At 40.2% G+C, this 25,881-nt stretch carries 27 protein-coding genes and 1 riboswitch; of the genes, 23 read left to right on the top strand and 4 right to left on the bottom strand.

Annotation, left to right across the window (positions count from 1 at the left end; all coding sequences use genetic code 11):
* Positions 1–14: 14 nt before the first annotated feature.
* From I2F89_RS01215 to I2F89_RS01205, 3 genes are all read left to right on the top strand, one after another.
* Positions 15–449: a type II toxin-antitoxin system HicB family antitoxin gene (locus I2F89_RS01215; RefSeq protein WP_086334731.1), complete on the top strand. Its 435-nt coding sequence runs from the start codon at positions 15–17 to the stop codon at positions 447–449.
* 264 nt (positions 450–713) lie between these two features.
* Positions 714–1,067: a BMC domain-containing protein gene (locus tag I2F89_RS01210; protein WP_195513266.1), complete on the top strand. Its 354-nt coding sequence runs from the start codon at positions 714–716 to the stop codon at positions 1,065–1,067.
* 43 nt (positions 1,068–1,110) lie between these two features.
* Entirely contained in the window at positions 1,111–1,545 is a 435-nt protein-coding gene (locus I2F89_RS01205) for a EutP/PduV family microcompartment system protein (protein ID WP_104871051.1), read from the top strand.
* A gap of 70 nt (positions 1,546–1,615) precedes the next feature.
* Positions 1,616–1,784: riboswitch (cobalamin riboswitch) on the top strand.
* Positions 1,785–1,912: 128 nt separating this feature from the next.
* On the opposite strand, the gene I2F89_RS01200 is transcribed toward I2F89_RS01205, so the two are convergent.
* On the bottom strand, positions 1,913–2,821 hold the full coding sequence (locus tag I2F89_RS01200; protein WP_195513265.1) for a PocR ligand-binding domain-containing protein: 909 nt from the start codon (positions 2,819–2,821) through the stop codon (positions 1,913–1,915).
* A 280-nt stretch (positions 2,822–3,101) separates the two neighbouring features.
* Here I2F89_RS01200 and I2F89_RS01195 point away from each other — a divergent pair, with 280 nt between their 5' ends.
* The 18 genes from I2F89_RS01195 to I2F89_RS01110 are packed head-to-tail and all read left to right on the top strand — an operon-like array spanning position 3,102 to position 17,820.
* The gene (locus I2F89_RS01195) at positions 3,102–3,380 is read left to right on the top strand and encodes a BMC domain-containing protein (RefSeq protein ID WP_195513264.1); all 279 of its coding nucleotides are present in this window, start codon (positions 3,102–3,104) and stop codon (positions 3,378–3,380) included.
* 14 nt (positions 3,381–3,394) lie between these two features.
* On the top strand, positions 3,395–4,204 hold the full coding sequence (pduB, locus tag I2F89_RS01190; protein WP_195513263.1) for a propanediol utilization microcompartment protein PduB: 810 nt from the start codon (positions 3,395–3,397) through the stop codon (positions 4,202–4,204).
* Positions 4,205–4,224: 20 nt separating this feature from the next.
* On the top strand, positions 4,225–5,886 hold the full coding sequence (locus I2F89_RS01185) for a propanediol/glycerol family dehydratase large subunit (RefSeq protein WP_195513262.1): 1,662 nt from the start codon (positions 4,225–4,227) through the stop codon (positions 5,884–5,886).
* 12 nt (positions 5,887–5,898) lie between these two features.
* The gene (locus I2F89_RS01180; RefSeq protein WP_195513261.1) at positions 5,899–6,576 is read left to right on the top strand and encodes a propanediol/glycerol family dehydratase medium subunit; all 678 of its coding nucleotides are present in this window, start codon (positions 5,899–5,901) and stop codon (positions 6,574–6,576) included.
* Between the two features lie 13 nt (positions 6,577–6,589).
* Positions 6,590–7,096 carry a diol dehydratase small subunit gene (locus I2F89_RS01175; protein WP_071867463.1) on the top strand — a complete coding sequence of 169 codons (507 nt, stop codon included), beginning with the start codon at positions 6,590–6,592 and terminating at the stop codon, positions 7,094–7,096.
* Positions 7,097–7,125: 29 nt separating this feature from the next.
* Entirely contained in the window at positions 7,126–8,955 is a 1,830-nt protein-coding gene (locus I2F89_RS01170) for a diol dehydratase reactivase subunit alpha (protein ID WP_195513260.1), read from the top strand.
* Positions 8,948–9,307, top strand: coding sequence for a glycerol dehydratase reactivase beta/small subunit family protein (locus I2F89_RS01165; RefSeq protein ID WP_185953847.1), 360 nt, complete (start codon positions 8,948–8,950; stop codon positions 9,305–9,307). Before I2F89_RS01170 ends, I2F89_RS01165 begins: the two co-directional genes overlap by 8 nt.
* A complete protein-coding gene (locus I2F89_RS15685) occupies positions 9,304–9,822 on the top strand; it encodes a BMC domain-containing protein (RefSeq protein ID WP_115357685.1) in 519 nt (172 codons plus the stop codon). Before I2F89_RS01165 ends, I2F89_RS15685 begins: the two co-directional genes overlap by 4 nt.
* 13 nt (positions 9,823–9,835) lie before the next feature.
* Positions 9,836–10,117, top strand: a complete 282-nt coding sequence (locus I2F89_RS01155; RefSeq protein ID WP_074799110.1) for a BMC domain-containing protein — start codon at positions 9,836–9,838, stop codon at positions 10,115–10,117.
* Complete coding sequence (gene pduL / locus I2F89_RS01150) at positions 10,110–10,736, top strand: phosphate propanoyltransferase (RefSeq protein ID WP_195513259.1); 627 nt, start codon at positions 10,110–10,112, stop codon at positions 10,734–10,736. Before I2F89_RS01155 ends, pduL begins: the two co-directional genes overlap by 8 nt.
* Before the next feature lie 16 nt (positions 10,737–10,752).
* A complete protein-coding gene (gene eutJ, locus I2F89_RS01145; protein WP_195513258.1) occupies positions 10,753–11,592 on the top strand; it encodes an ethanolamine utilization protein EutJ in 840 nt (279 codons plus the stop codon).
* Between the two features lie 9 nt (positions 11,593–11,601).
* Entirely contained in the window at positions 11,602–12,087 is a 486-nt protein-coding gene (pduM, locus tag I2F89_RS01140; protein ID WP_071867456.1) for a PduM family microcompartment protein, read from the top strand.
* Entirely contained in the window at positions 12,081–12,344 is a 264-nt protein-coding gene (locus I2F89_RS01135) for a EutN/CcmL family microcompartment protein (RefSeq protein ID WP_071867455.1), read from the top strand. Before pduM ends, I2F89_RS01135 begins: the two co-directional genes overlap by 7 nt.
* Before the next feature lie 13 nt (positions 12,345–12,357).
* The gene (locus I2F89_RS01130; protein WP_161641725.1) at positions 12,358–13,344 is read left to right on the top strand and encodes a cob(I)yrinic acid a,c-diamide adenosyltransferase; all 987 of its coding nucleotides are present in this window, start codon (positions 12,358–12,360) and stop codon (positions 13,342–13,344) included.
* Positions 13,344–14,744: an aldehyde dehydrogenase family protein gene (locus tag I2F89_RS01125; RefSeq protein ID WP_195513257.1), complete on the top strand. Its 1,401-nt coding sequence runs from the start codon at positions 13,344–13,346 to the stop codon at positions 14,742–14,744. The genes I2F89_RS01130 and I2F89_RS01125 overlap by 1 nt, the downstream gene beginning before the upstream one ends.
* Before the next feature lie 11 nt (positions 14,745–14,755).
* Positions 14,756–15,871 (top strand): 1-propanol dehydrogenase PduQ, encoded by a 1,116-nt coding sequence (locus tag I2F89_RS01120; RefSeq protein WP_195513256.1) that lies wholly within the window; start codon positions 14,756–14,758, stop codon positions 15,869–15,871.
* Between the two features lie 14 nt (positions 15,872–15,885).
* Positions 15,886–16,605: an MIP/aquaporin family protein gene (locus I2F89_RS01115; RefSeq protein WP_071867451.1), complete on the top strand. Its 720-nt coding sequence runs from the start codon at positions 15,886–15,888 to the stop codon at positions 16,603–16,605.
* Positions 16,606–16,629: 24 nt separating this feature from the next.
* Complete coding sequence (locus I2F89_RS01110) at positions 16,630–17,820, top strand: acetate/propionate family kinase (RefSeq protein ID WP_195513255.1); 1,191 nt, start codon at positions 16,630–16,632, stop codon at positions 17,818–17,820.
* Between the two features lie 343 nt (positions 17,821–18,163).
* Here I2F89_RS01110 and I2F89_RS15440 read toward each other — a convergent pair whose 3' ends face one another.
* Complete coding sequence (locus I2F89_RS15440; protein WP_229078008.1) at positions 18,164–19,180, bottom strand: hypothetical protein; 1,017 nt, start codon at positions 19,178–19,180, stop codon at positions 18,164–18,166.
* Positions 19,181–19,600: 420 nt separating this feature from the next.
* Here I2F89_RS15440 and I2F89_RS01100 point away from each other — a divergent pair, with 420 nt between their 5' ends.
* Both I2F89_RS01100 and I2F89_RS01095 read left to right on the top strand, forming a co-directional pair.
* Positions 19,601–20,407: a MerR family transcriptional regulator gene (locus I2F89_RS01100; RefSeq protein WP_074799093.1), complete on the top strand. Its 807-nt coding sequence runs from the start codon at positions 19,601–19,603 to the stop codon at positions 20,405–20,407.
* Positions 20,408–20,744: 337 nt separating this feature from the next.
* On the top strand, positions 20,745–23,588 hold the full coding sequence (locus tag I2F89_RS01095) for an endo-beta-N-acetylglucosaminidase (RefSeq protein ID WP_195513254.1): 2,844 nt from the start codon (positions 20,745–20,747) through the stop codon (positions 23,586–23,588).
* A gap of 741 nt (positions 23,589–24,329) precedes the next feature.
* Here the strand turns inward: I2F89_RS01095 and I2F89_RS01090 are convergent.
* The gene (locus I2F89_RS01090) at positions 24,330–24,479 is read right to left on the bottom strand and encodes a hypothetical protein (protein ID WP_010735353.1); all 150 of its coding nucleotides are present in this window, start codon (positions 24,477–24,479) and stop codon (positions 24,330–24,332) included.
* Positions 24,480–24,748: 269 nt separating this feature from the next.
* Positions 24,749–25,507, bottom strand: a complete 759-nt coding sequence (locus I2F89_RS01085) for a hypothetical protein (RefSeq protein ID WP_081367453.1) — start codon at positions 25,505–25,507, stop codon at positions 24,749–24,751.
* Between the last annotated feature and the right edge of the window lie 374 nt (positions 25,508–25,881).

Raw genomic sequence — 25,881 nt, 5'->3', positions numbered from 1 at the left:
AGGGATTGACTGAAATGTTAAGCGAACCTTTAGCAAAAACATATCCTGCTATTTTTAAACCCGAAGAAGGTGGCGGTTACTTCATTGAATTTCCTGATATTCAGGGTGCTTATACAGGAATCAATGAAGATGATATCTCTTATGGAATTGCTATGGCACAAGAGGTATTAGGTATGGTTCTAGCGGACTATATTGAGCACGAAGAGCAAATACCTGAGCCGACGCCGATCAAAGAAGTCTTTGCTGAAAAAGATTCCTTTACGACATTGATTCGTGTAGATGTTGCTAAATATTTAAAGGATACAGAACTTGTCAAAAAGACTTTAACGATTCCACGATGGGCCGATACATTAGGCAAACGTGCGGGGATAAATTTTTCAGTCCTTTTAACAGAATCCATTGCAGATAAAGCGGATGATATTCTTCATTCAGGTAAAAATAATAGATAAGAAAAGAACCTGGACAGACTAGTATCTGTTTGCCTCATCGACTAGTGATAACCGTTGAACAAGAAGGAAAGTCTGATTATCACATTTATTAAGTAAAAGAAAACTGCTATTGTCAGCTCTGATAAAGTTGAGAATAGCAGTTTTTTGATCGCATAATAAATTATACCAAGCCGCAAATATTTGTTACTCCACTGGATCAAAAGCAAAATCCTTTTATTCATCTATGCTAGAATATAGTTATTATCAGATTGTAGGAGGTGGCAAATGGTAGCAAATGAAAGACAAATCGAACGAACGATCCAAGAGTACGTCCCTGGAAAACAGGTCACACTTGCGCATATTATCCCAAATGCAGATCGTGAAGTTTTTACAAAACTTGGATTAAGTGAAGCAAGTAATGCAATCGGTATTTTGACGATCACACCGAGTGAGGCGTCGATCATTGGTGCAGATATCGCAAAAAAATCTGGAGATGTGGCGATTGGTTTCATGGATCGCTTTAGTGGATCAGTCGTTTTCACTGGTGAGGTATCTTCAGTTGAATATGCTTTGCAACAAGTCATCCAAACAATGAGTACGGTTTTGGGGTTTGATACGCCTAATATTACAAAAAACTAAATGGTTGGTAGTTATTTATTTATGAGAGACGATAGGTGAAGAGATGCGTCGAGTGATTTTTATCGGACAAACAGGTAGCGGTAAGACTACATTGTCACAGTGGCTACAAAAGAAAGACATTTCTTATCACAAGACTCAACAAGTGTATTATCTGGATGATTCAATTGATACACCGGGTGAGTTCATGGAAAATCAGTTTTATTATAATGCGTTGGTAAGTGCTTCAATCGAGGCGGAGGTAGTGGCATTCGTTCAAGATATTACAAGCGCACAAAACTATTTTCCACCTTATTTTTCATCGAGATTCAACAAAGAAGTGATTGGTGTGATCTCCAAAGTCGATTTAGCAGATCAGCAGACGCTAGCAAAAGCCCGTGAATTATTGGAGTTAGCCGGTGCTTCTAAGATATTTGAAGTTTCTACGATAACAGGTTTTGGTTTAGATGAGTTAGAGAAACACTTGTCTACGAATGGATAAAAGCTAAAAACAATTTTTAAAATAAATCGTTTCCGTTATCTATTGACCGCGATTGTGAATTAATGTATAATTGAAAATAATAAAATATGAGCACATGATGTGAAGGGAACAAGGTGCGAATCCTTGACAGACCCTTTTTACTGTATATGCAGACGACCCCTCAATTTAGCCACTTACGGGAAGGCGAGGTAGTAGGATGAAGCAAAGTCAGGATACCTTACATGATGTGAAAGTGATTTTATTGGGAAAATTACTTTGCGAGCCAAACCGATTCCTATTGAACGGTTTGTTTAGTGAAGTGTTTTTTCGAAGACACTTCATTTTTTTATTAAACAAAAAGACAGTCGGACAACTGTCTTTCAGTGGATCAGCTCGTTCTTCGAAAGGAAGCAGGAGTTGTTCCGGTCTCTTTTTTGAATAACTTACAGAAATAGCTCGGTTGGGTATAACCGATGCGATAAGCAATTTTTTGAACGCTTAAATTGGTTTGGCGTAATAATTCTTTTGCTTGTTCGATTCTCTGTTTATTAAGGTAGTTGACAAAACTGATGCCTAATTCTTTTTTGAAGAGTCTGCTGAAATAATAATGACTCAAATAGACATGATTTGCCACTTCATCTAAGGTAATATTGCGAGAGAGATTTTTATTGATATATTCGATTGCTTTATTGATTTCTCCATGGTCGGAGTCGATTCGTTTGTTTTTAGACTTAATCGGTTTATGTTCAGCTGTTTTGATATTGAATTTGATTCGATCTCTAGGATGGTTTTCTTCTTTCTCATAATGTTGAGCAATCGTTTCGAAAAGTGAGGCGGCAGCCGTGACCTGTTTTCTGTTCACTACGCGTACCTTATTACGTGCATGCCTCAACTCCGCATGCTCTTTCCAATTCGTGATGGATGGATGAATGCGGTCGATTTGATGATCTTCAATATCTGATACTTTTACTTGCCCAAAAAGTGCAAAACCGTGCAGTTGTCGATCATGGATCAAAGGTAATGAGATATCCGTCAATCCAGCATGGCATTGATAAATGTGTGGTTTTCCAGTCTTTGATGCTTCTAAACCACCGTAAGCATCACACTTTTGACAGAGATGTTTGAATTGTGGATTTGCTCGCATATTTTGGCAAAAAGGAGAAAAATTAAATAGATTTGACGTTTCTTTGCCGTGAATATCAACTAAAACAGCGCCATAATCGACTGCTAATGCAAATTCTTCCAATATCTTTGTTAGTCTATCTGAATGAATTCCTTTTGGATGATCTTGAATCATGCAACAGCCCCCTTTCATGGCACTTATTTTAACAGAAAAACAATGGTTATTGTATAAAACATCACAAATACCACAATTTTGACTATCAAATGACAAGAATTTGATAGATTATTTGGCTTGAATTATTTAAATTTAAGCCTATTTGTCGTGTTTTCTTTTTTTATTCACAGCAAATTATTATTATTATCTCAATAGGTACAAAAAAGATGGGGCAATTATTTCCCATCTTTTTTTATTATGATAGTTTTTGTAAGCGCTACTAAAATTAGGAGGTATGACAATGGGTCAAGAAGCTTTAGGCATGATTGAAACTCGCGGTTTGATTGGATCGATCGAAGCAGCAGATGCGATGGTGAAGGCGGCAAATGTAACGCTGATCGGTACTGAAAAAATCGGTTCAGGTTTAGTCACTGTAATGGTCAGAGGAGATGTAGGTGCAGTAAAAGCCGCAGTTGATGCTGGCGTGACAGCAGCTAGTTCTGTGGGAGAAGTTGTTTCAAATTATGTGATTCCACGCCCTCACTCTGAGGTTGAGAGAGTACTCCCCAAATTTAACTGACTGAGGTGATTTAAATGGTTAAAAGCAATGCAGCAGTAGAAGAAATCTTGAAAAAAGTTTTGAATAAAATCGAATCGAATGAAACAAAGGAAACTACATCGGGAGGAACAAGCAAAATGATTGAAAAATATTGTGGATTAACAGAATTTGTCGGTGCATCAGCATTTGGGGATACTATTGGTTTAGTGATCGCAAATGTTGATTCAGCCTTATTGGATACGATGAAATTAGAGAAAAAATATCGATCGATTGGTATCGTAGGTGCTCGTACCGGTGCTGGACCGCATATTTTAGCGGCAGATGAAGCAGTCAAAGCAACAAACACAGAAGTCATCTCGATCGAAATGCCAAGAGATACTAAAGGTGGCGCTGGTCATGGCTCGCTTATCATTTTTGGTGGGGATGATGTTTCGGATGTTAAACGTGCGGTAGAAGTGACGTTAAAAGAAGTGGATACTCGCACGTTCGGAGATGTGTATGCGAATGAAGCAGGCCACATTGAATGTCAATACACTGCTAGAGCAAGTTATGCGTGTAACAAAGTATTTGGAACTCCAATCGGCAAATCATTTGGTTTAATCGTTGGTGCACCAGCTGCAATCGGTGTAGTGATGGCAGATACAGCCATGAAGGCGGCGAATATTGAAGTGGTCAGCTATGCGACTCCACAAAATGGACAGAATTTCTCAAATGAAGTCACGATGACATTTAGTGGTGATTCAGGGGCTGTCCGTCAGGCTGTTATTTCTGCTCGCGAAATCGGTATCAAACTATTAGCGACATTAGGTAGTGAGCCAACAAATGATCAGCCATCATATATTTAAATTGGAGAGTGAGTAAATAGATGAAATCGAAACGATTTGAAGAATTATCAAAAAGACCAGTGAACCAAGATGGATTTGTTGATGAGTGGATAGACGAAGGTCTGATTGCCATGCAAAGTCCTAATGATCCAAAACCAAGCATCAAGATCGTTGCGGGTGAGGTCGTTGAATTAGATGGGAAAGCAAAAGAAGACTTTGATTTGATCGATGCTTATATCGCACAGTATGGCATCGACATCACTCGTGCGGAAGAAGTCATGCAAATGTCATCGAAAGAATTAGCGAATAAAATCGTTGATCCGAACATTTGTCGTGAAGAAATCATCCAATTGACGACTTCTGCTACACCGGCAAAAATCAATGAAGTGGTTGGCTACATGAACGTGGTTGAAATGATGATGGCTGTGCAAAAAATGCGTGCTCGCCGTCGTCCTACCACCCAATCTCACGTAACAAACTTACGCGACAACCCAGTGCAGATTGCTGCGGATGCCGCTGAAGGTGCTTTACGTGGGTTTGATGAACAAGAAACCACAGTTGCAGTTGCACGTTATGCACCATTTAATGCCATCTCGATCATGATTGGTTCACAAGTTGGACGTCCAGGGGTGTTGACACAGTGCTCATTGGAAGAAGCAACTGAACTTGACCTTGGTATGAGAGGATTCACAGCTTATGCTGAAACGATCTCAGTTTATGGAACAGAGAAAGTATTTACCGATGGCGATGATACGCCTTGGTCGAAAGGATTCCTTGCCTCATGTTATGCGTCTCGCGGCTTGAAGATGCGTTTCACCTCAGGGACTGGTTCAGAAGTACAAATGGGTTATGCAGAAGGCAAATCGATGTTGTACTTGGAAACTAGATGTATTTATCTGACAAAAGCAGCGGGGGTTCAAGGGTTACAAAATGGTTCGATCAGTTGTATCGGTATTCCAGGTGCGGTGCCATCAGGGATTCGTGCGGTCTTAGCGGAAAACTTGATCGCTATGTTGCTTGACCTTGAAGTGGCCTCTGGAAATGACCAAACATTCTCTCACTCAGATATCCGTCGAACAGCTCGTTTATTGATGCAATTCTTACCAGGGACTGACTATATCTCTTCTGGCTACTCTGCTACTCCGAATTACGACAATATGTTTGCGGGTTCAAACTTTGATGCAGATGATTTCGACGATTACAACATTTTACAACGTGACCTTCGTGTTGATGGTGGTTTACGACCAGTCAAAGAAGCAGAAGTGATCAAAGTTCGTAATAAAGCAGCGAAAGCGATGCAAGCACTATTTGCAGAGTTAGGGTTGCCAACGATCACAGACGAAGAAGTAGAAGCGGCGACTTATGCTCGTGGTTCTGATGACATGCCTGCTCGTGATATGGTTCAAGATATCAAAGGTGCAGAAGAGTTGTTGGCTAGTGGAGCAACTGGTTTAGATCTAGTCAAAGCATTATCTAAAACAGGCTTTGAAGATGTGGCTGTCAGTGTATTGAATCTATTGAAACAACGCGTTGCCGGAGACCTTTTACAAACTTCTTCTATCTTTGATAAAGATTGGAATGTCATTTCTGCTGTCAATGATAAAAATGACTATGCTGGACCAGGAACTGGACACCGTTTAGATGGCTCAGAGTGGGAAAAAGTGAAAGCAATTCCTAACGCAATCAACCCGCAGGATATATAGGAGGAGTATGAAATGGCAGAAATCAACGAAAATTTACTAAGATCGATCATTCAAGAAGTCTTGACTGAAATGGATACAACGAAAAGTGAACAAACAGTTGCGTTCAAAAGTACACCGTCGACGGCTGTAGCGACAGACAACAATTCTGAATCTTGGTTCCGTTCAATCGGTGTCGCACAACCTGGCAATGCACAAGACGAAGTGGTTATTGCAGTTGGACCTGCATTCGCAACATCTCAAACAACGAATATCATTGGTGTGAGCCATAAAGATATCTTGAAACAAGTGATTGCAGGAATCGAAGAAGAAGGGTTGAAAGCCCGTGTAATTAAAGTTTTCCGTTCATCTGATGTGGCATTTGTCGCAGTTGAGGGAGATAAGCTTTCAGGTTCAGGAATTTGCGTGTCGATCCAATCAAAAGGAACGGCGATCATTCACCAAAAAGATCTACAACCATTGTCAAATCTTGAATTATTCCCGCAAGCGCCACTGATCACGCTGGAAACGTATCGTGCAATCGGTAAGAACGCTGCGAAATATGCAAAAGGCGAATCACCAAATCCAGTGCCGATGATGAATGACCAAATGGCACGTCCGAAATACCAAGCACAATCTGCTTTACTTCACATCAAAGAAACAAAGCATGTTGTCATTGGGAAACCAGCAGAAGAAATTGCTGTAACATTATAACGAGGTGAAACAGATGAACGAACAGACATTAGAAAGCTTGGTAAGAAATATCTTACAAGATATGAACAATAAACCGACTGGGACAACTGAAGTTGCGAATGGCGCCCAAGCGACGACTGCTGATTACCCAATTGCTGTCAAACATCCAGACTGGGTGAAAACAAAAACAGGCAAAACGTTAGAAGATATCACATTAGCTAATGTATTGAACGGTTCTTTAACGCCAGAAGACTTGAAGATCACACCATCGATCTTAAAAGCGCAAGGTGAAATTGCTCATAGTGCAGGACGCAAGACGATTTCTTCTAACTTCGATCGTGCCGCAGAATTGACGGCGGTTCCTGATGAGCGTGTCTTAGCAATGTACAATGCGTTACGTCCGTATCGCTCAAGTAAACAAGAATTGTTAGATATTGCCGACGAATTAGAAACGAAATACCATGCGAAAATCTCTGCTGCTTATTTCCGTGAAGCAAGTGAACATTATGAAACACGTAAGAAGCTCAAAGGGGATAATTAAAGGATCGCCAGTTATCGGGAGGAATGTGCATGAAACGTATTATAGGTATTGATATTGGAAATTCCTCAACGGAGATCGCACTTGCAGAGATCGATACGAATGATCAGGTTCATTTTCTACAATCGGCTATTACTGAAACAACGGGGATCAAAGGAACGAAGAAGAATCTCTTTGGGATCTATAAAGCAATCAATGAAGCTTGCACTAAAAATGACCTTACGATCTCTGATATCGATTTGATCCGCATCAACGAGGCAACGCCTGTCATTGGTGACGTGGCGATGGAGATGATCACTGAAACGATCATCACCGAATCGACGATGATCGGTCACAACCCAAAAACGCCTGGCGGTCATGGCTTAGGCGTAGGAAAAACGATCAAATTATCAGAATTAGTCCAAAAAACATTCAGCGATGATGACTATGTCGTCGTCGTTGAAAAAGAAATCGAATTTGATCAGGCGGCGAAATGGATCAACCAAATCGTTGAAACGAATATTCGGGTCACAGGTGCGATTCTTCAAAGTGATGATGGGGTTTTAGTCAATAATCGTTTGACTCATAAGATCCCGATCATAGACGAAGTGGCTTATATTGAAAAAATTCCACTAGGCATGTTAGCTGCGGTCGAAGTAGCGCCTGCCGGTCAAGGGGTTGCTCAATTATCGAATCCATATGGTATTGCGACAGTTTTTGAACTGGATTCAGAAGCAACGAAAAGTATCGTTCCTATGGCTCGTGCGTTGATTGGTAATCGTTCTGCTGTTGTGATCAAGACACCTCAAGGGGATGTACAAGCACGAGTGATCCCAGCAGGAAGTATTGAGATCACAGGTGGCAATCGTCGTAAGATCGTTGAAATTTCTGCTGGTGCAGAAGATATCATGACTGCGGTGAGTTCGTTTGCAGAAATCGACAATGTGACTGGTGAGTCAGGAACCAATGTCGGTGGGATGCTCGAAAAAGTTCGACTAACGATGGCGAATTTAACGGAACGCCCTCTCGCTGAAATTTTCATCCAAGACTTACTGGCAGTCGATACTTTTGTTCCTATAGAGGTCAAAGGTGGTGTTGCCGGTGAGTTCTCGATGGAGCAAGCAGTAGGGATTGCTTCGATGGTCAAATCGGATCATTTGCAAATGTCGAAAATCGCACAATCCATTGAAGAAGATTTGAAAACACCTGTTGAAATTGGCGGAGCAGAAGCAGAAGCGGCTATTTTAGGCGCCTTGACGACACCTGGTACAAGCACACCTTTAGCTATTTTGGACTTAGGTGCTGGTTCGACTGATGCGTCGATCATTGGGGAACAAGCGATTTCTGCTACACATTTGGCTGGTGCAGGAGATATGGTGACATTATTGATCAAGTCGGAGTTAGGGATCGACGATATTTACTTGGCAGAAGATATCAAAAAGTATCCTTTGGCAAAAGTAGAGAACATCTTTTATATCCGACATGAAGACGGTAGTGTGCAATTCTTTGAGGAACCGTTAGATCCTCATTTATTTGCGAAAGTTGTCGTTGTCAAACCAGAGGGTCTCATTCCAATTCCACTTGATCTTTCGATCGAAAAAATCAAATTGGTTAGACAGACAGCGAAAAAACGAGTATTTGTAACAAACACGATTCGAGCATTGAAACGAGTAAGTCCAACTGGCAACATCCGTGATATTCCTTTTGTTGTGATCGTTGGAGGATCAGCACTTGATTTTGAGATTCCCCAAATCGTGACAGATGCGTTATCTCACTATGGGTTAGTTGCTGGACAAGGAAATGTCCGTGCGTGTGAAGGTCCTAGAAATGCGGTTGCCACTGGGTTGATCCTTTCACATTTGAGGAGGAATGAACATGGATAGACCGTCGATCATCATCTACGTAGATGGAATAGACGAAGAAATCTTGACTTCCTTACTCTATGGGATAGAAGAAGAAAGCATTCCGTATAAGCTAGAAGCAAAAATGTTTGAGGATGCAGCACAAGCGGCGTATGAAGCGGCTTTAGCTTCTCCTTTACAAGTAGGTATTGGTGGGAGCAGGGACACTCTTTGCATACATCATAAAAGCTTGAAAAAAGAGAAACCTTATCAAGTGGTGGAGCATGTTTCAATTATCCCTTCTGCGATCTTGAGAAATCTAGGAAGTAATGCTGCTCGAATCGTCAAAGGTATTCCATTAAAATCCTTGGAATTATTGGAGGTGAAACAATGAATCAAGCAATCGGAATGATCGAATCAACAGGATTAGCCAGTGCCATCAACCTTTCTGATATCATGGTGAAATCCGCAAATATTGAACTTTTGAGTATAGAAAAAACAAAAGGTTTTGGCTGGATGACCGTGATGATCCAAGGGGATGTCGGGGCTGTCAAAGCAGCGATCGATGCAGCGAAGTCAGCTGCCATTGGTCTGGATGCTTACGTCTCTTCTCTAGTTATACCAAGACCAGGAGACAATATCCTTGATGTCTTTTCTTCAAAAGAAGCGCAACATGATTCCCTACAAGCAGAGCAACGTGTCATTGATATCGAGGAAACAGCAACGAAGCAAGAATCCTCATTAGACAAAACCACACCAGTGAAGAGTGAAAATGTACCTGTTATCAAGGAAGATAAGAAAGAACCTACTTCACTTAGCACTGATGAAGTGGCAAGCAAAGAAAAAAAGTCAAAAGATTCTTCAAAAAAAGGAAATAAAACTGCAACCAAAAAAAATAAGAAAAACTAGGAGGAACACATAAATGAATGACGCATTAGGAATGATCGAAACAAAAGGTTTAGTAGGGGCTGTCGAGGCAGCTGATGCAATGGTGAAAGCCGCAAACGTACAATTGATCGGAACGGAGAAAATCGGTTCTGGTTTAGTAACGATCATGGTTCGTGGAGATGTTGGTGCGGTCAAAGCAGCGACAGATGCAGGTTCTGCCGCAGCTGAGCGTGTAGGTGAAGTGGTTTCTGTACACGTGATCCCTCGCCCTCATCATGATGTGAACAAACTATTAGCAGGTCAAAACAATGCTTGATTTTTCAAAAGCTGAGTTGAAAGAAATCGTTCGGAAGGTGATCGCAGATCTTGATCAAACCTTTCCGATCGGTATCTCTAATCGTCATATCCATTTGACACCTGCTCACTTTGAACAACTTTTCCCAGGACAATCCATCGAAAAATTGCGTGATTTAAAGCAACCAGGTGAATTTGCGGCAAAACAAACGGTGACGTTGATCGGTCCAAAAGGAAAGATCGAAAGAGTGCGGATTCTGGGTCCGTTCCGCAATCGCTCACAAGTAGAAGTATCAAAAACAGATGCACGTCTATTAGGGATCAATCCACCAATCAAACTTTCTGGTGATCTTGATGAAGCAGTAGAAATCACTTTGATGACCGAAGCTGCTTCAATTACGATCCCAGCTGCAATCATCGCACAACGTCATATCCATTTGAATCATGAAGATATGAAACGTTTGAATCTGCATAAGGATGAGAGCGTTTCAGTCGAAATTTTATCTGGCGAACGAGGAACTGTCTATCATGAGGTTGCGCTACGCCCGCACGAAAAATTTATCATGGAAATGCACATCGATACAGATGAAGCCAATGCGGCCAATGTCACTACCGAAACTAGAGCAAGGATCATTCGTTGATCAGAAGGAGCAAAAGATGCAAGGAATTGAGAAAGGCAATGAGTTACTAGAATCTTTCAATCAAATCGTCCATTCTTTTGTGCCAACTGGTCACAAAGCGGCCGATGGCTATAAGGTTGGTGTTGATCTGGGCACAGCTTCGATCGTCTTAGTTGTCTTAGATGCTGACAATCAACCATTGTTCGGTTCGTTCAAAGAAGCCAAAGTGATACGTGATGGCTTGGTCGTTGATTATCAAAAAGCAGTAAAGATCGTTGAAGTATTAAGGGAAGAAGCAGAAGCCGCTTTAGGGTTTGCACTTAAAGCAGCTTCCGGGGCTATCCCCCCAGGAACGATCGGCAACAACAAAAAAGTCGTGGCAAACGTCATTGAAAGTGCCGGCATGGAAATCGACCAGTTAGTGGATGAACCATCAGCGGCTGCCTTGACACTTGATATTACAGATGGGGCGGTCATTGATATCGGGGGCGGTACGACGGGGATCAGTGTCCTTAAAAATGGAGAAGTTGCCTTCGTTGATGATGAACCAACTGGTGGTACACATATGACTCTAGTGATCGCCGGTTATCATAGCGTAGATATAGATGACGCAGAAAAAATAAAGAGAAATTCCAAAAATGAAGCAGAAAATTTTACGATTTGTCGTCCAGTGATTCAAAAAATGGCGACCATCGCCAAAAAAATGCTAGATGAACATCCAATCGAGCCGATTTTTGTTGTCGGCGGGGCTGCCTATTTTTCACAGTTTGAAGAAGAAATGAGTAGCGTCATTGGTAAGAAAGTATTGAAACCTGTTCATCCGCAATTCGTTACACCGATCGGCATAGCGATGGCCTCAAAAGTCATTGTGGAATAGGAGTTTCGTATGGAAGATATTGTTCAAAAAGTAGTGGGTTGGCTAATAAAAAGAGAAAAAAGTACATTGTTCGTATCAACTGATTCCGTTCAAACGGATTCGATCAGCCCTTTTTTGTCGAATAAATATATCTATGTCAAAAATTGCGACTGCTTCTTTTTAACGAAATTTGCAACAAAAAATGAGAACGACCCATTCGTACGATGGCTATTTCGTAGCTTGGACTACGGTTGTGAGCTTAGATTTCAATGCTCTTTTTCGGATCTGACTTTGATACCTGTAGAAATCTTCCATTATAACGTCGAAGTTTTTACAGTTGCTGAAAAACCATGTTATGCCTTTTCAAATCGGTATATCACTTACAAGCAAGTGGCTGTTTTACCGAATCAAGCAGCGTTGATACTTTCAACGAATCAAAACTTTACATTATTGGCGCAAGAAAAAATTCAGGAAAAACAGATGACTATCTGTAAAAGGAGCGGATCGCAATGTTAATGGGAAAAATTATTGGTAGCGTTGTTTCTACTCAAAAAGATTCCTCTCTTGTAGGCAAAAAATTAATGATCGTGCAACCGATAAATGCTCAAAAAGAGGCAGTACGTTTTCAACAAGTGGCAGCTGATACGGTAGGTGCTGGAATTGGTGATTATGTTCTGTTAAATAGCGGTAGTTCAGCGAGACATTTATTCTCGGAGCCATCAGAAGCGGTGGATTGTGCGATTGTTGGCATCATCGATACGTTTGATATGTAAGGAAGTGAAAAGAATGCCGATCTATACAAAAACTGGTGATCAAGGAATGACGAGCCTTTTTGACGGAACACGAGTAAAAAAAGCAAGTTTACGAGTAGAAGTCTATGGAACGTTTGACGAGTGCTGTGCGCAAATCAGCTTGGCACAAAAAATGTTGAAAAATCCAGAAAGCCAACAAGCGCTTGACTGGGTGCAAAATAAACTTTTTCAGATGAACGCAGAATTAGCGACAGCAACGAAAAAGGATAAATTAGCGCATAAAAGCGACTTGATCTCTGCAGAAGATATTCATCAATTGGAAATCTGGATCGATGAAAAAACAGCAAAACTACCAGAAATCCATGAATTTATTTTGCCTGGAAAAAGTCTAGCAGGGGCGCAGTTGCATGTTGCTCGGACGGTTTGCCGTCGTGGGGAACGTGTTCTTGATCGCTTTATGGCAAACGAAGAAGTCCGTTCAGAACTCAGCAAGTTTGCCAACCGTTTATCTGATTGTCTGTACTCTTTTGCCCGTGAAGCAGATCATGAACAGGAACAAGAAGTGCTGCTTAATCAAATCATCCGTCGTTATCAAGAACGGGTGCAACAACCAAAGATCAAACTTGATTTTGAAGAGATCGTTCACGCGTGTATCGATCATGCGAATTGTTTGAGCGTACCGGTTTCTATTGCAATCGTTGATAAAAACGGGGCTTTGAAACAATTCTATCGAATGGACGATGCACTGATTGTGAGTGAAAGCATGGCAATCAAAAAGGCTTATACAGCGGTCTCAATGAAAGCTGACACCCACGAACTAACGGAGTTGGTACAACCAAACCAGCCGCTTTTCCAATTAGAAACATTAAGTGATGGAAAGCTTGTGACCTTTGGTGGTGGATTCCTTCTCAAAGATGGGCAAGGAAACATTGTTGGTGGTATTGGTGTGAGCGGTGGTAGTCCAGATCAAGATAGGGCAATTGCAACAAAAGGAATTGAAAAGTTTAAGGAGCGAGCATGATGGGCGAAGAACAATTAAAAGAACAAATCATGAAAGTGATTCAAGGAATCCTTTTAGAAGAACCGACTACCGCAACAGTTGTAACTTCTTCCGTCGGGATTTTTCCAACGGTTGATGCAGCAGTTGCCGCAGCAAAAGTAGCACAAGATCGTTTAGATGACTTGTCATTGGAACAACGAAGAGCAATCATTGCTGCGATTCGTACTGGAATGACACCTCATATCGAAACAATTGCTCGTGAAACAGTGGAAGAAACGAAAATGGGAAGATATGAAGATAAGATCCAAAAATTGACTCTTGCGATCAACAAGACACCAGGTGTCGAAGATCTTATTACTGAAGCGGTCACTGGTGACAACGGAATGACCCTTTATGAGTTATCTCCGTATGGCGTGATCGGTGCGGTGACACCAAGTACTAATCCGGCAGAAACGTTGATCTGTAACGCAATCGGAATGATTGCAGCAGGCAATGCTATTTATTTCAGTGTTCATCCAGGCGCGAAGCGCATTTCTGGCTGGGTCGTTTCAAAATTGAATGAATTGATTTATCAAAGCTGTGGCATCCATAACTTGGTTGTAACGATCGAAAAACCTTCGATTGAAGCTGCTCAAGAGATGATGTCCCATCCAGACATTTCACTATTAGTGATCACAGGCGGTCCTGGTGTGGTGAGACAAGCAATGAAGAGTGGTAAGAAAACGATTGCTGCTGGAGAAGGCAATCCACCTTCACTTGTTGATGAAACCGCTGATCTTGATAAGGCAGCGGCAGATATTGTCTTGGGTGCATCTTTTGATAATAATATTTTATGTACGGCAGAGAAAAGTGTCGTTGCTGTCGAACAAGTCGTTGACTACTTGATTTTACAAATGGAAAAACAAGGGGCTTATTATATAGGTGATGAACAAATCATTCAACGATTGATCAATCAGATGATTGCGGAAAATGGTGCGCCTAACCGACAGTTTGTCGGTAAAAACGCGAGCGAGATCTTAGCCGCCGTAGGTGTCCATGTATCAGCGGACATTCGAGTGATCATCATGAAAACAGAGAAAGATCATCCATTTGTTGTCAAAGAAATGTTGATGCCGATCTTACCGATCGTGACTGTAAAAGATTTTGATGAAGCATTACCGACAGCATTAGGAATCGAAAATAAATGCCACCATACAGCAACGATGCACTCCCAAAATATTCAACGATTGAACCTTGCAGCGAAGAAATTCCAAACCTCGATCTTTGTAAAAAATGGCTCTTCATTTGCAGGATTAGGATTTGGTGGCGAAGGTCCAACCACATTCACGATTGCAACACCAACCGGCGAGTGTACGACGACTGCTAGAAATTTTGCTAGAAAACGTCGTTGTGTATTAACGGACGGATTTTCGATTCGTTAGGAGGAAACAGTTTGAATCAATGGTCAATGAAAACAAAAGTAGCTGTAACAACGGACATCGTTAAAAGGTTCGAACGTTTTTCAGACGAAACTGTCTTGTTCGTTTTTGATCCTTTTTTGAAAAGCAATCAAAAAGTACGTGAAATGATTGCATATCTAGAACAAAAAAATCGCGTGATCATTTTTACGGAGATCGTGCCAGATCCGCCGATTGAAAAAGTGGTAACAGGCATGCAAATGGCTTTGCAAACTGAACCAACTGTTGTGATCGCAATTGGTGGTGGTTCAGCGTTAGACACGGCAAAAGGGATCATCTATTTCTATCAGAAGGTAGCAAAGCGATCAATCAATTATTTTGTTGCGATCCCAACAACGAGTGGCACTGGATCTGAAGTGACCAGTGCAGCTGTGATCACCGATACGGCAAACAAAATCAAATATCCGATATTTGCTGAAGTGTTGATTCCTGACGAAGCAATCTTGTCCATTGATTTTGTGATGACAAGCCCACCTTCGATCACGGCATACAGTGGTTTGGATGTCTTGACTCATGCCTTAGAAGCATTGGTCGCAAAAGGTCGAACAAATTATTCTTCTGCGCTTGCAGAAAAAGCAATCACGCTTGTCTTTTCGAATTTAGTTGAGTGTGTTAAAAATGGCCAAAATGAAGATGCACGCATCCAAATGCACGAAGCAGCAACACTTGCTGGAGTGGCTTTTGACAATGCTGGTTTAGGTGTTTGCCATGCTTTAGCACATCAAGTCGGCGCGCTTTTCAAAGTTCCTCATGGTTTAGCAAATGCGATGTTGTTACCACATGTCGTTTTAGCGAATGCCAAAGATTGGACGGCAAAGTCTTTATACGCTGATGTGTCAAGAAAACTTAAATTATGTACGAACGGTCTTTCAGACGAAGTGGCTGTGATCAAATTAGTAGATGCCATCAAGCGATTGAGTAAAGATTCTGTGGTGCCAGCAACATTGGCCGAATGGAACATCGAAGAATCAACAGCGATCAGAGCAGCGGAACAAGTAGCTGACAATGCGATGAACGATTTTACTTTCCAATCGAATCCAATCTCGTTTGATCGTACAAAACTAAAAGAAATCTATCATAAAATCGTTTGAAAAGGGGTACAAAAATGGATAATACAGTATTAGGTGAATTTATTGGAACGTTAGTCTTAACACTTTTCGGTTGTGGTGTTGGTTGTAGCATCAACTTGAAGAAGACTTTGGCCAAAGCAGTTGGTGCCAATTGGGTATTAGTTGCGTTTGGCTGGGGTGTTGCCGTAATGTTAGGGATTTATTCTGCGGGTTACTTTGGATCGCCAGGTCATTTGAATCCTGCGGTTTCGATTGCTTTTGCGATTGGCGGACTTTTTGAATGGAATATGGTTGTACCATTTGTTTTAGCGCAATTTGCAGGTGCTTTTTTAGGTGCATTGATCGCTGCAATCTCATTTATGGCTCACTTTAAAGAAACCGGACCAGATGAAGGAAACTCCGTAGGCATCTTTGCTACAGGTCCAGCAATCGACGCGCCTATTGCGAATGTCATCAGTGAGATCATTGCAACATTTGCATTTATCTTCACCTTATTGTTACTTCCAGCGGGAGACTTCCCAGGAGGATTTCAACCAGTTGTTGCATTGTTCTTGCTAGTAGGGATTTCATTTTCATTTGGTTCGACAACAGGCTACGCGATCAATCCAGCGCGTGACCTTGGTCCGCGTTTGATGTATACATTGATGCCATTACCAAATAAAAACACTGACTATAACTGGAAATACGCATGGGTACCATTAGTAGGCCCGATCGTTGGTGCAACGATTGCTGTGCTTTTAGTAAACATTCTGTAAAAGATTAGATTGAGGGGTAAAGCATTGAAAGAATTAATTATTGCAATCAATTCAGGAAGTTCTTCGTTAAAGTTTCAAGTTTATGAGTTTCCTGAAGAAAAAATGATCGCCAAGGGATTGTTCGAACGAATCGGGTTAGCAAGCTCCATGGATTTGACGTATTCTTTAGACGGTGATAAAAGCAGTCGCTCAGTTAAAGGTGAAACACATGAAGATGCAGTCAAGTATTTACTAGATTTTTTATTGGAAGAAAAAATCGTTACTGATTTGTCAGAAATCACTGGTGTCGGCCATCGTGTCGCTCATGGTGGAGAATTCTTCAAAGGGTCCTGTATCGTTGAGGATGAATCATTGAAAAAAATCAAATCGCTTTCTCATTTAGCACCGTTGCACAACCCAATCAACATCATGGGGATCGAAGCGTTCAAAAATAATTTGCCAGCTTGTCCGCAAGTGGCTGTTTTCGATACGTCATTCCACCAAACAATGCCAGAAGAAAACTATCTTTATCCAATTCCTTATAAATTATATGAGGAAGAGGGAATTCGCCGTTTCGGATTTCATGGGACAAGTCATCAATTTGTGGCGACGGAAGCTGCCAAGTCTTTAGGTAAAAAGCTTGAGGATTTAAAAATCATTTCCTGTCATTTAGGAAATGGGGGAAGTATTTGCGGGATCAAGAATGGCCAGTCTGTTATCACTAGTATGGGATTCACTCCTTTAGCAGGTATCATGATGGGAACGCGCTGTGGCGACATCGATCCTTCCATCGTGACCTATCTAGGAAGAGAAAAACAGATGAGCTTCGCAGAAATCGAGCAGATGATGAACCAAGACTCAGGGTTCAAAGGAGTTTCTGGCATCAGCAGTGATGCTCGTGACATCGAAGAAGCTTTTGAACAGGGCAATCCAAAAGCGGTCTTAGCAATGAACATGTATTGTGGTCGCGTAAAACAGATGATCGGTGCTTACGCTGCTGAACTAGGCGGACTTGATGTATTGATCTTCACGGCGGGCATCGGAGAAAACTCGCCAATCATTCGTCAACTATCTTGTGAAGGGTTGTCATTGTTTGGTATAACTGTTGACGAAGAAAGAAACAATAGAAGACAAGCAATTGTCAGTCAAGACAATGGACAAGTGGCTGTCATGGTCGTACCGACGAATGAAGAACGTATGATTGTCCGTGAGACGAATCAATTGATTTCGAAATAAAATAGATCAACCTCCTTATGAATACATGATGTAAAACGCATTCTAAAAGACTTTAAAAAGCTTTTAGAATGCGTTTTAAAGCTGATACATTTGTTTTACAAGTAGTGGAAAAGACCATTAAAAGTTTTCAGCAGATGACAACCAATAGTGAGACAAAAGGACCCATCTACGTATTGATTTAGATGGGTCCTTTTTCTCTGATGTCAAGTAAAAACTAGTTGGATCGGGCTATAGTTATTTCTAGGAGTGTAGCCCTTATAAGCATATCTTGACTAGTCTGCTACTGTCAGCTGGCGATGATTTTTAATGCTCGCTAGTACGTTTTCTTGCTGCTTTTCAAAGGTTACTGTAATTTGAAAAAAATCCTATTTGTAAAATCATTAAATTCAATAAGCGTATCGTCCCCAATTGGAACGAGCAATGCAACTTTGCCTTTGTCCGTACCACCTTCGTACAAATCTTTGTTCCCAAATTCTTCGTTGCCTAAGTAGCTATAGCTTTCCTGATTGACTTCTTCACCAGTTGAACTAACTGGTACGAATCTAGAAAAAGCGCGATATGGCTCATCTTGGCTCCCTTTATTGACAGTTAGCTCTGCATCAAAAACTACCCATTCTTTTCCTTCTGGTGCTGGTTCATTGTACTCATCCATGCTGATCATATAATTATACGCTTCTTCACCACGGACAACGTTACTGATGGTTAAGGAAATATTTGTATCGATTTCTTCATATTCGTCATCATAATAAACAGTGTCGAACGTGATCGGGTTGTCGAGGGGCACAGGGTTTGAGCGTTTGCCAAAAGCAGAATCACCTGACGCGTCATCCGAGCCGCTTAGTTCAGTTGAGTTATCAGTGATATCTACGAGAGATGAATCATCTGTTGCGTCTTTATCAGTTGTGGAGCTGTCTGAAGAAGTAGAAGATGTTGCTCTTTTACTTTTATCATATGGCTTCAGAACAATTTTTTTATCTTCCTCGTTATCTTTGGTAGGTGTGAGAATAATATTTTTATCTTCTTTTGTTACTGTATACTTGCCTGTTTCCCCGTCGTTTTCCCAGGTCATGATATTTCCTTCTAACGTGTGTTCAAACTTATGTTGAAATTCTTCAAGCATGCTTTTCGCAAATTCTTCACCCAAGGCTTCCCATTCATTGGTAGCGGTCGATTGGTAAGAAGAAGGATCAATGCGAAACGATACCACATGATTTGAGAAAGAGGCAATCATGTCTACTTCCTCCAATTCTTCAATCAGCCAATCATTGGCTTTCAGGTCATCAACACTGACTTGCTTTCCACAGGCAGCTAGAAATAGTAGAACGAACAATAACACGGAACAACTAACGATTTTTTTCATTTTTTTCCCCCAAAAAATTATTTTCACTACTATGTAAATGTAGTAGTTACCAAAAATGGTTAACACAAGGTGCGGTTAGAAAACGTATTCAATTTGTGATGAACGAGCTTTTGTATCTAATTTTTTGTCGCTTCATCGAAAACACACTAATATTATATCTTTATCTAATGAATAATACAAGACGTGATAATATTACGTTGGTTTTTTATACTTTTAAAAAAATGGAGAATATGTAAAGTAGTGTGAAATTATTGTTGTTTAGGATTTTTTGATGTTAAATATATTTGAAAAATAGAAGATTGTTAAATAATTTTACATTAAAAAATAACAATGAAATGTAAAGTTAAAAGATTACCTATGGTATAATCAATATCTAAGCACTTGATACTGGAGCAATATTTAGTATGTAGGAGAATTGCAATGAGAGAAAAGGACAAAAGAAGTGAATTGTTGAGTATCGGGGAAATGGCGAAAATAACCGGTGTCAATATTAAATCGTTAAGATATTATGAACAAGTCGGAGTGTTGTTGCCGGTATACATCAATCCAGATTCTGGCTATCGCTATTATTCCTTAGCCCAAGTGAGCGCGGTCGAGCTGATTCAAGCATGTGTAGAGATTGGTTTACCATTAAAAGAACTGCATCGCTTTAGTGATCCAAATAATTCCATCGATTATCTATCTTTTTTATCATATAGTGAAGAATTGATGAAGCAAAAAATCGAGTTACTTCAACAAAACTTAAAAGGGATGCAAGAGGTCAAAGAGGAAATCAAATTATTAAAAAAATACAGACATTCTAAAAAGCAACATATTCGTCAATTGTCAGAAAAGTACTTATATGTTTTTCCTTACCAACCGACTGATAACAAAAAGACTCTTTATACAGAAGCAGCCCATTTGTTTGATCGCTCAATGGAAGCGGGGTATGAGCCTTTATATGATTTTGGCATTCTCTATGAATTTATTGATAAAGACGTGCAGCAGTATATGTATATAGAGATCAAGCCTACAAAAAATGTCGGTAACAATATCAAGATTTTACCTAGTGGAGAATACGTATGCCGATTTAGTCCTAAAAGTTACGGTGAGCGCCTTCCAGAGTTATTTCCAGAAATCTTTGAAAAAAAAGCGGCAGTTCTTGCGATTGAAGCAGAAGCTTCCACTGGAACATTAGAAGAAATCGTTTATGAGATTCGTGTTTTCAGTGATGGAATGAATGATTGAAAAATCCGTCTTCACTGAACAAACGACGAAAAGTCAAATGTTGTAGTAACTATCTCCATGAATAAAGGTAATACCATTGAAGTAACTAATCATGCTGACCTACAATACAAGTTTTATTATAGTTGATTGGTTTCGTGAGGGTTTCAAATAAAATCTATCGTAAAACGGCATAATAGCGAATCAACAATACAAAAACTGATTTCGATCGACGATCAAAATCAGTTTTTTATTCATGTTACCTATAATTTGTTGTGAAAGTTCTATGCTTTGTTCATATACCCACGTTTAAGAAAGCGTTATCATTTTTGTGTATCAATTAAATTTAGGGGGAGCGGAGATGAAGAATAAGAAAAAAATAGCAGTCGGACTCTTTTGTGCAGTAGTAATATCAAGTGCAATTGGTAGTGGGACAACGTATCACGCAGAGACTAAAACGTTTGATTACAAAGAAACAGAAGCAGCAACTTATCAACGAGGAATGGATAATCAGCCGGAATCGTCTTACTGGTTTCCTGAAGAATTGTTAGAATGGGAATTTTTTAAAGATCTGGATGCACCTTATAACGTCAGTAAAGTGCCTTTAGCAAAACGGATCGATAAAAAGGCACTGACAACTTCAAATGACACGCAAACACCAGAAATGAAAGTGGTCGCTTTGTCGATCATGAATAGCAGTACAAGTGGGAATGCGCCTAGAGGTATCAATACTTTTGATGCCAATGTATTTTCCAATTGGCAATATATCGACCAACTTGTGTATTGGGGTGGTTCGTCTGGTGAAGGGATCATTGTACCGCCAAGTCCTGATGTCATTGATGCGGCCCATAAAAATGGTGTGCCAGTATTAGGGACAGTTTTCTTTCCGCAGTCCGCTCATGGCGGTAAAATCGAATGGTTGGATACATTCTTGCAAAAAGATGAGGACGGTACCTTTCCTTTAGTTGATCAATTGATCGAAGTAGCTACTCGATATGGGTTTGATGGCTGGTTTATCAATCAGGAAACGGACACACTAGTCACAAGTTTTGATGATGCAAACAATCAAAAAAAGGTAGAAGGGGCAAATACAGCAGGAGGATTGAGTAAAGAACATGCGGATTTGATGCAAGAATTCATCAAACAATTCAAGCAAAAAGCAGCAGCTTTAGAAATCATGTGGTACGATTCGATGACTTCGGAAGGGAAGATGGATTGGCAAAATGCGTTGACAGATAAAAACCAAGCGTTTTTAGTCGATGCGGAAATGAATCCTGTAGCTGATAGCATGTTTTTGAATTTTTGGTGGAATACCGATCGTTTAGCGAGTCAAGAATTATTGAAAGCTTCAAAGAAGAAAGCCAATGAATTAGGGATCGATCCTTATCAATTATATGCGGGAATCGATGTCCAGCAAAATGGGTATGATACCCCAGTGAACTGGCGGCTATTCACAGATGAAACTGGCACTCCTTATACTTCATTAGGACTGTATGTCCCGAGTTGGACCTACACATCAGCAAGTGATCCTGCTGATTTTCAACGTCGTGAAATGCGTTTTTGGGTCAATGAACAAGGTGATCCAACGAAAGGGAAGGCACCGATAGAAAAAGAATGGCCTGGGATCTCTACGTATGCAGTAGAGCAGAGCGCTATTACCAGCATACCTTTTGTAACGAATTTTAGTGTGGGAAATGGGTATGGTTACTTCATTAATGGAAAAAAAGTATCTAATCTACAGTGGAATAATCGCAGTATGCAAGACGTGATGCCAACGTATCGTTGGATCTTTGAACATCAAGGAGAAAATCAATTAGCAGTTGAGATGGATTATGATGAGGCGTTTCGTGGCGGGAATTCTTTGCTTCTTAAAGGGAGTATGGTGAACGAGGCATCAAGTACAATCAAACTATATCGAATGGATGGAATCATTTCCGATAAAACTTCTATCACAACAACGGCAAAAGCAACGAGCATGAGCCAACTTGACTTAGTTTTAGAAATGGCTGACGGACGAAAAGAAATCATCTCGGCAAGTGTACCAATCGGTCGGGATTGGACGATTGTCAGCTATGATGTCAGTCGGTTGGCAGGAGAAAAAATCAACACACTCTCTTATCAGCTTGCTTCTTCAGAGACTCAGTCCGATTACGCGCTACACTTGGGTCAATTAGCACTGACAGAGGGAAAGGAACTTCCAACCACAAAAGTTTCGGGACTGACGCTTGAAGATGTTGCATTTGATGAAGAAGAAGGGCGATACGCTGGCATACGACTTGCTTGGGATGAGACGAAGAGTCAAGCAAGCTATTATGAGATCTACCGGTTGAATCCTGATAACTCAAAATCTTTCTTAGGAGCAACACCAGCTACGAATCATTATATCAATGCCCTTGAACGAACCTTAGACACCACGCAAACAAAATTGATTGTCGTGCCTGTTGATGCGCTGGGTAATCAAGGTGAACCTTCAGAGACCGTTTCTTTTGATTGGCCGGATAATAAAGTGCCGAGAGCTGATTTTACTGCTTCAAGAACGTTAGCCGCTCCAGGGTCAGCGATTACTTTTACAAACACGTCATCTTTAAATACCGAAACGGTTACTTGGGAATTTGAAGGTGGGGATATTACGACAAGTCATGAAAATTCGCCAGTTGTCACTTACCACAAAGAAGGTGTTTATAAAGTCAAATTAACCGCAAGCAATCAAGCAGGGGAGACACCTGTCGAAAAAGTCGGTTTGATCACAATTTCTGATAAAGTACCAACTGAGTTGCCGCTGTTATCACGAGACGCGAAAGCGACCGCTTCTTCTTACACCAATGAAGCGGAAGCACCTCATTTTGCAATAGATGGCGACTTGACGACTAAGTGGTGTGCAACGGGTACGCCGCCACACGAATTGACACTTGATTTAGGGCATGTTCAAACCATTAGTGAAGTTCGTATAGACCATGCGCAAGCAGGTGGAGAAAGTCCTGATATGAATACAAAAGCATATGTGATCGAACTAAGTGAAGATGGAGAGATATATAAAGAAGTCGCCAAAACTACCAATAATACGGCGAGTAGCTCGGTCGAGACTTTTGCGGTACAATCTGCACGATATGTCCGATTACGTATTGACAAACCAACACAAGGATCAGACACTGCAGCAAGAATCTATGGATTTGAAGTATTTGGATTGCCAGAATTATTACAATAGCTTGGTGGTATAAAAAGCGTATTTGTCATCCCATCAGTTCTATCATTTAATATAATTGAGATCCACTTCATTATAAAATAAGCGTCACCCTTTTCGAAACCATAAAAATGATTTTCGAGAGGTGGCGCTTATTTTTAACTATATTTCTAATGCAGTTTTCGTTGCCTTTACATAATCAAACGAGTTTTATTTATTAAGGTTGGAACGTCGTTTTTTTTCATAGAACGTCAATCCAGCAATAATCAATACTACAACAAAGTATGTTGTCCAACTAATCACATTAAAAAGTAATAAAGCTAATCCAATGATCAAACATAATAGTAAAGTCCATACGGTTAGATTCTTTTCCATATCAAATTGAAAACATGGAGACAGCCATTTTTTCTATCACGTGAAGAGTGAACTGTCGCTGTTTTCATTTCTAAACCTCCTTGTAAACGGCTTCTAAAGACAAAAATATTTTTTTATCTTGAAAAAGAAATTTTAGCATAAAGCAAAAAAGATTGTAAGGATTAGTTGAAGATTAGTGCCAATAAGGTCATTATTCCAGTTGCTGAAAATAGGATCGAATAATTTAAAAAAGAATATTCTTAAGAATAAGCTAGGATCATCCGATCATCATATGTAAAATAAGAGAAGAGTTTCGTCACGCATATAAAATTTAAGACACCTACTTTGATCTTTCAAGTAGGTGTCTTATTGTGAACTAGAGTTGCAATCGTCCATTCGAGGTTTTCACTCCTATGCGGATTTTTTAAGTTCTTGCACTGCTTGTTCGATCGTTACACCAGTCGCTACACGATTGCTATCTTCTTTGTCGAACACGACGAAAAGATTTAAATCGGTATTAAGAGTGACACGATATTGTAATTCTTTGTTATAGAATGTCATAGTCATTCTCCTTTCTTATTGTTCTGTTGAAAGGCAACGATACGTTGATAACGAAATTCCATAACTATTATAGCACAGATAGTTGAATTGAATCAACTGTATTTTTATTAAATAATAATGATTATTATTTAAAGGGCAACATTGACACAAAAAAATTGGATTATTTAAATGAAAAGAAAGGATAAGAAGATGTACACTAAATTATAAAGTTGATAAGAAAAAAGCAGTATACGAGATCGGTAGCGATCTCGTATACTGCATAAATTATTTTAGTAACATTTTTCGCAAGGGGTCAATCCGCGTGCCAATGCTTCACTCATTGTCGCAGGATAGTAGTCACCGTTACCACACTTATGCGTATGGTACTTTGCTCCAGTTCTGGTAACTAAGACTTGTGCTTCATTCGCTTGTGCTTGTTGCGCTTGAGCTGCGGCTGCTTGTTCTTGTGCCACGCGTTGGGCTTCTGCTTGTTCAGCGGCTACACGAGCTTGTTCAGCGATACGCGCTTGTTCCGCTGCCTGTGCTTGTGCGGCCTGTTCTGCTTCAAGACGAGCTTGTTCTTCCTGTGCTTTCTTTTCTGCTTCAAGACGAGCTTGTTCTTCTTGTGCTTTCTTTTCTGCTTCAAGTTTTGCTTGTTCTTCTTGCGCTTTATTTTCCGCTTCACGTTTCGCTTGTTCTTCTTGTGCTTTCTTTTCTGCTTCACGTTTCGCTTGTTCTTCTTGTGCTTTTTTCTCAGCTGCTAATTTTTCTTCTTTCTTTTTCTCTTCTAATTCTTTTTTTTCAACCGCTTCTCGTTGGGCTTTATCTTCACTGGATGTTGAAGTGGTTTCCGAAGTAGCAGTATCTGCTTTTGACGCTTGATTGGTACCAGATCCGCAAGCGCTACTGATTAGTAGTAAACCGAATAAAGCACTAAATAAAATGAGATGGCGCTGCCAAGTTTTTCCATTTCTTTTACTTGATCGGCTAAATAGATGGAGACCAAGTATCAAACTGATTAATCCTAACAATAACAACAATAAATTCATTTTTTCCTCCTGTTTCTACAAAAAATAGATCGCTTTCATACAAAGCTCCCCCTAATAAAAGCGATTGGTTTTATTTACGGCGCTTGACCGTATTCTCTATGTCGGAATCGAACCGACGAAAGCCAGTTAGAGAGTGTAGATAAATCAAAAAAGAATAGTAGTACAAGAAAGCGCAACGTTATAATTATATAAAGAAATAATTACAAACAAACTTTATTTTATCATTAAGATGAATATAATAACAGAGAGTTTTAATGGATGATGATTTTTTTAATATTTGTTTTTTTAATGTAAAAAATGTTATATTTGATGAAGAAAAGTATCGTTTTGATATCATAATCGTTTGAATATAAAAATTAACCAAGAGTTCATAT

It is taken from the genome of Enterococcus sp. 1001283B150225_161107_E12 (genome assembly GCF_015556925.1).
Classification (GTDB): Bacteria; Bacillota; Bacilli; order Lactobacillales; family Enterococcaceae; genus Enterococcus_B; species Enterococcus_B mundtii.
The sequence above is the reverse complement of the archived record's forward strand: the minus strand, read 5'-3'. Positions and strand labels throughout refer to the sequence as shown.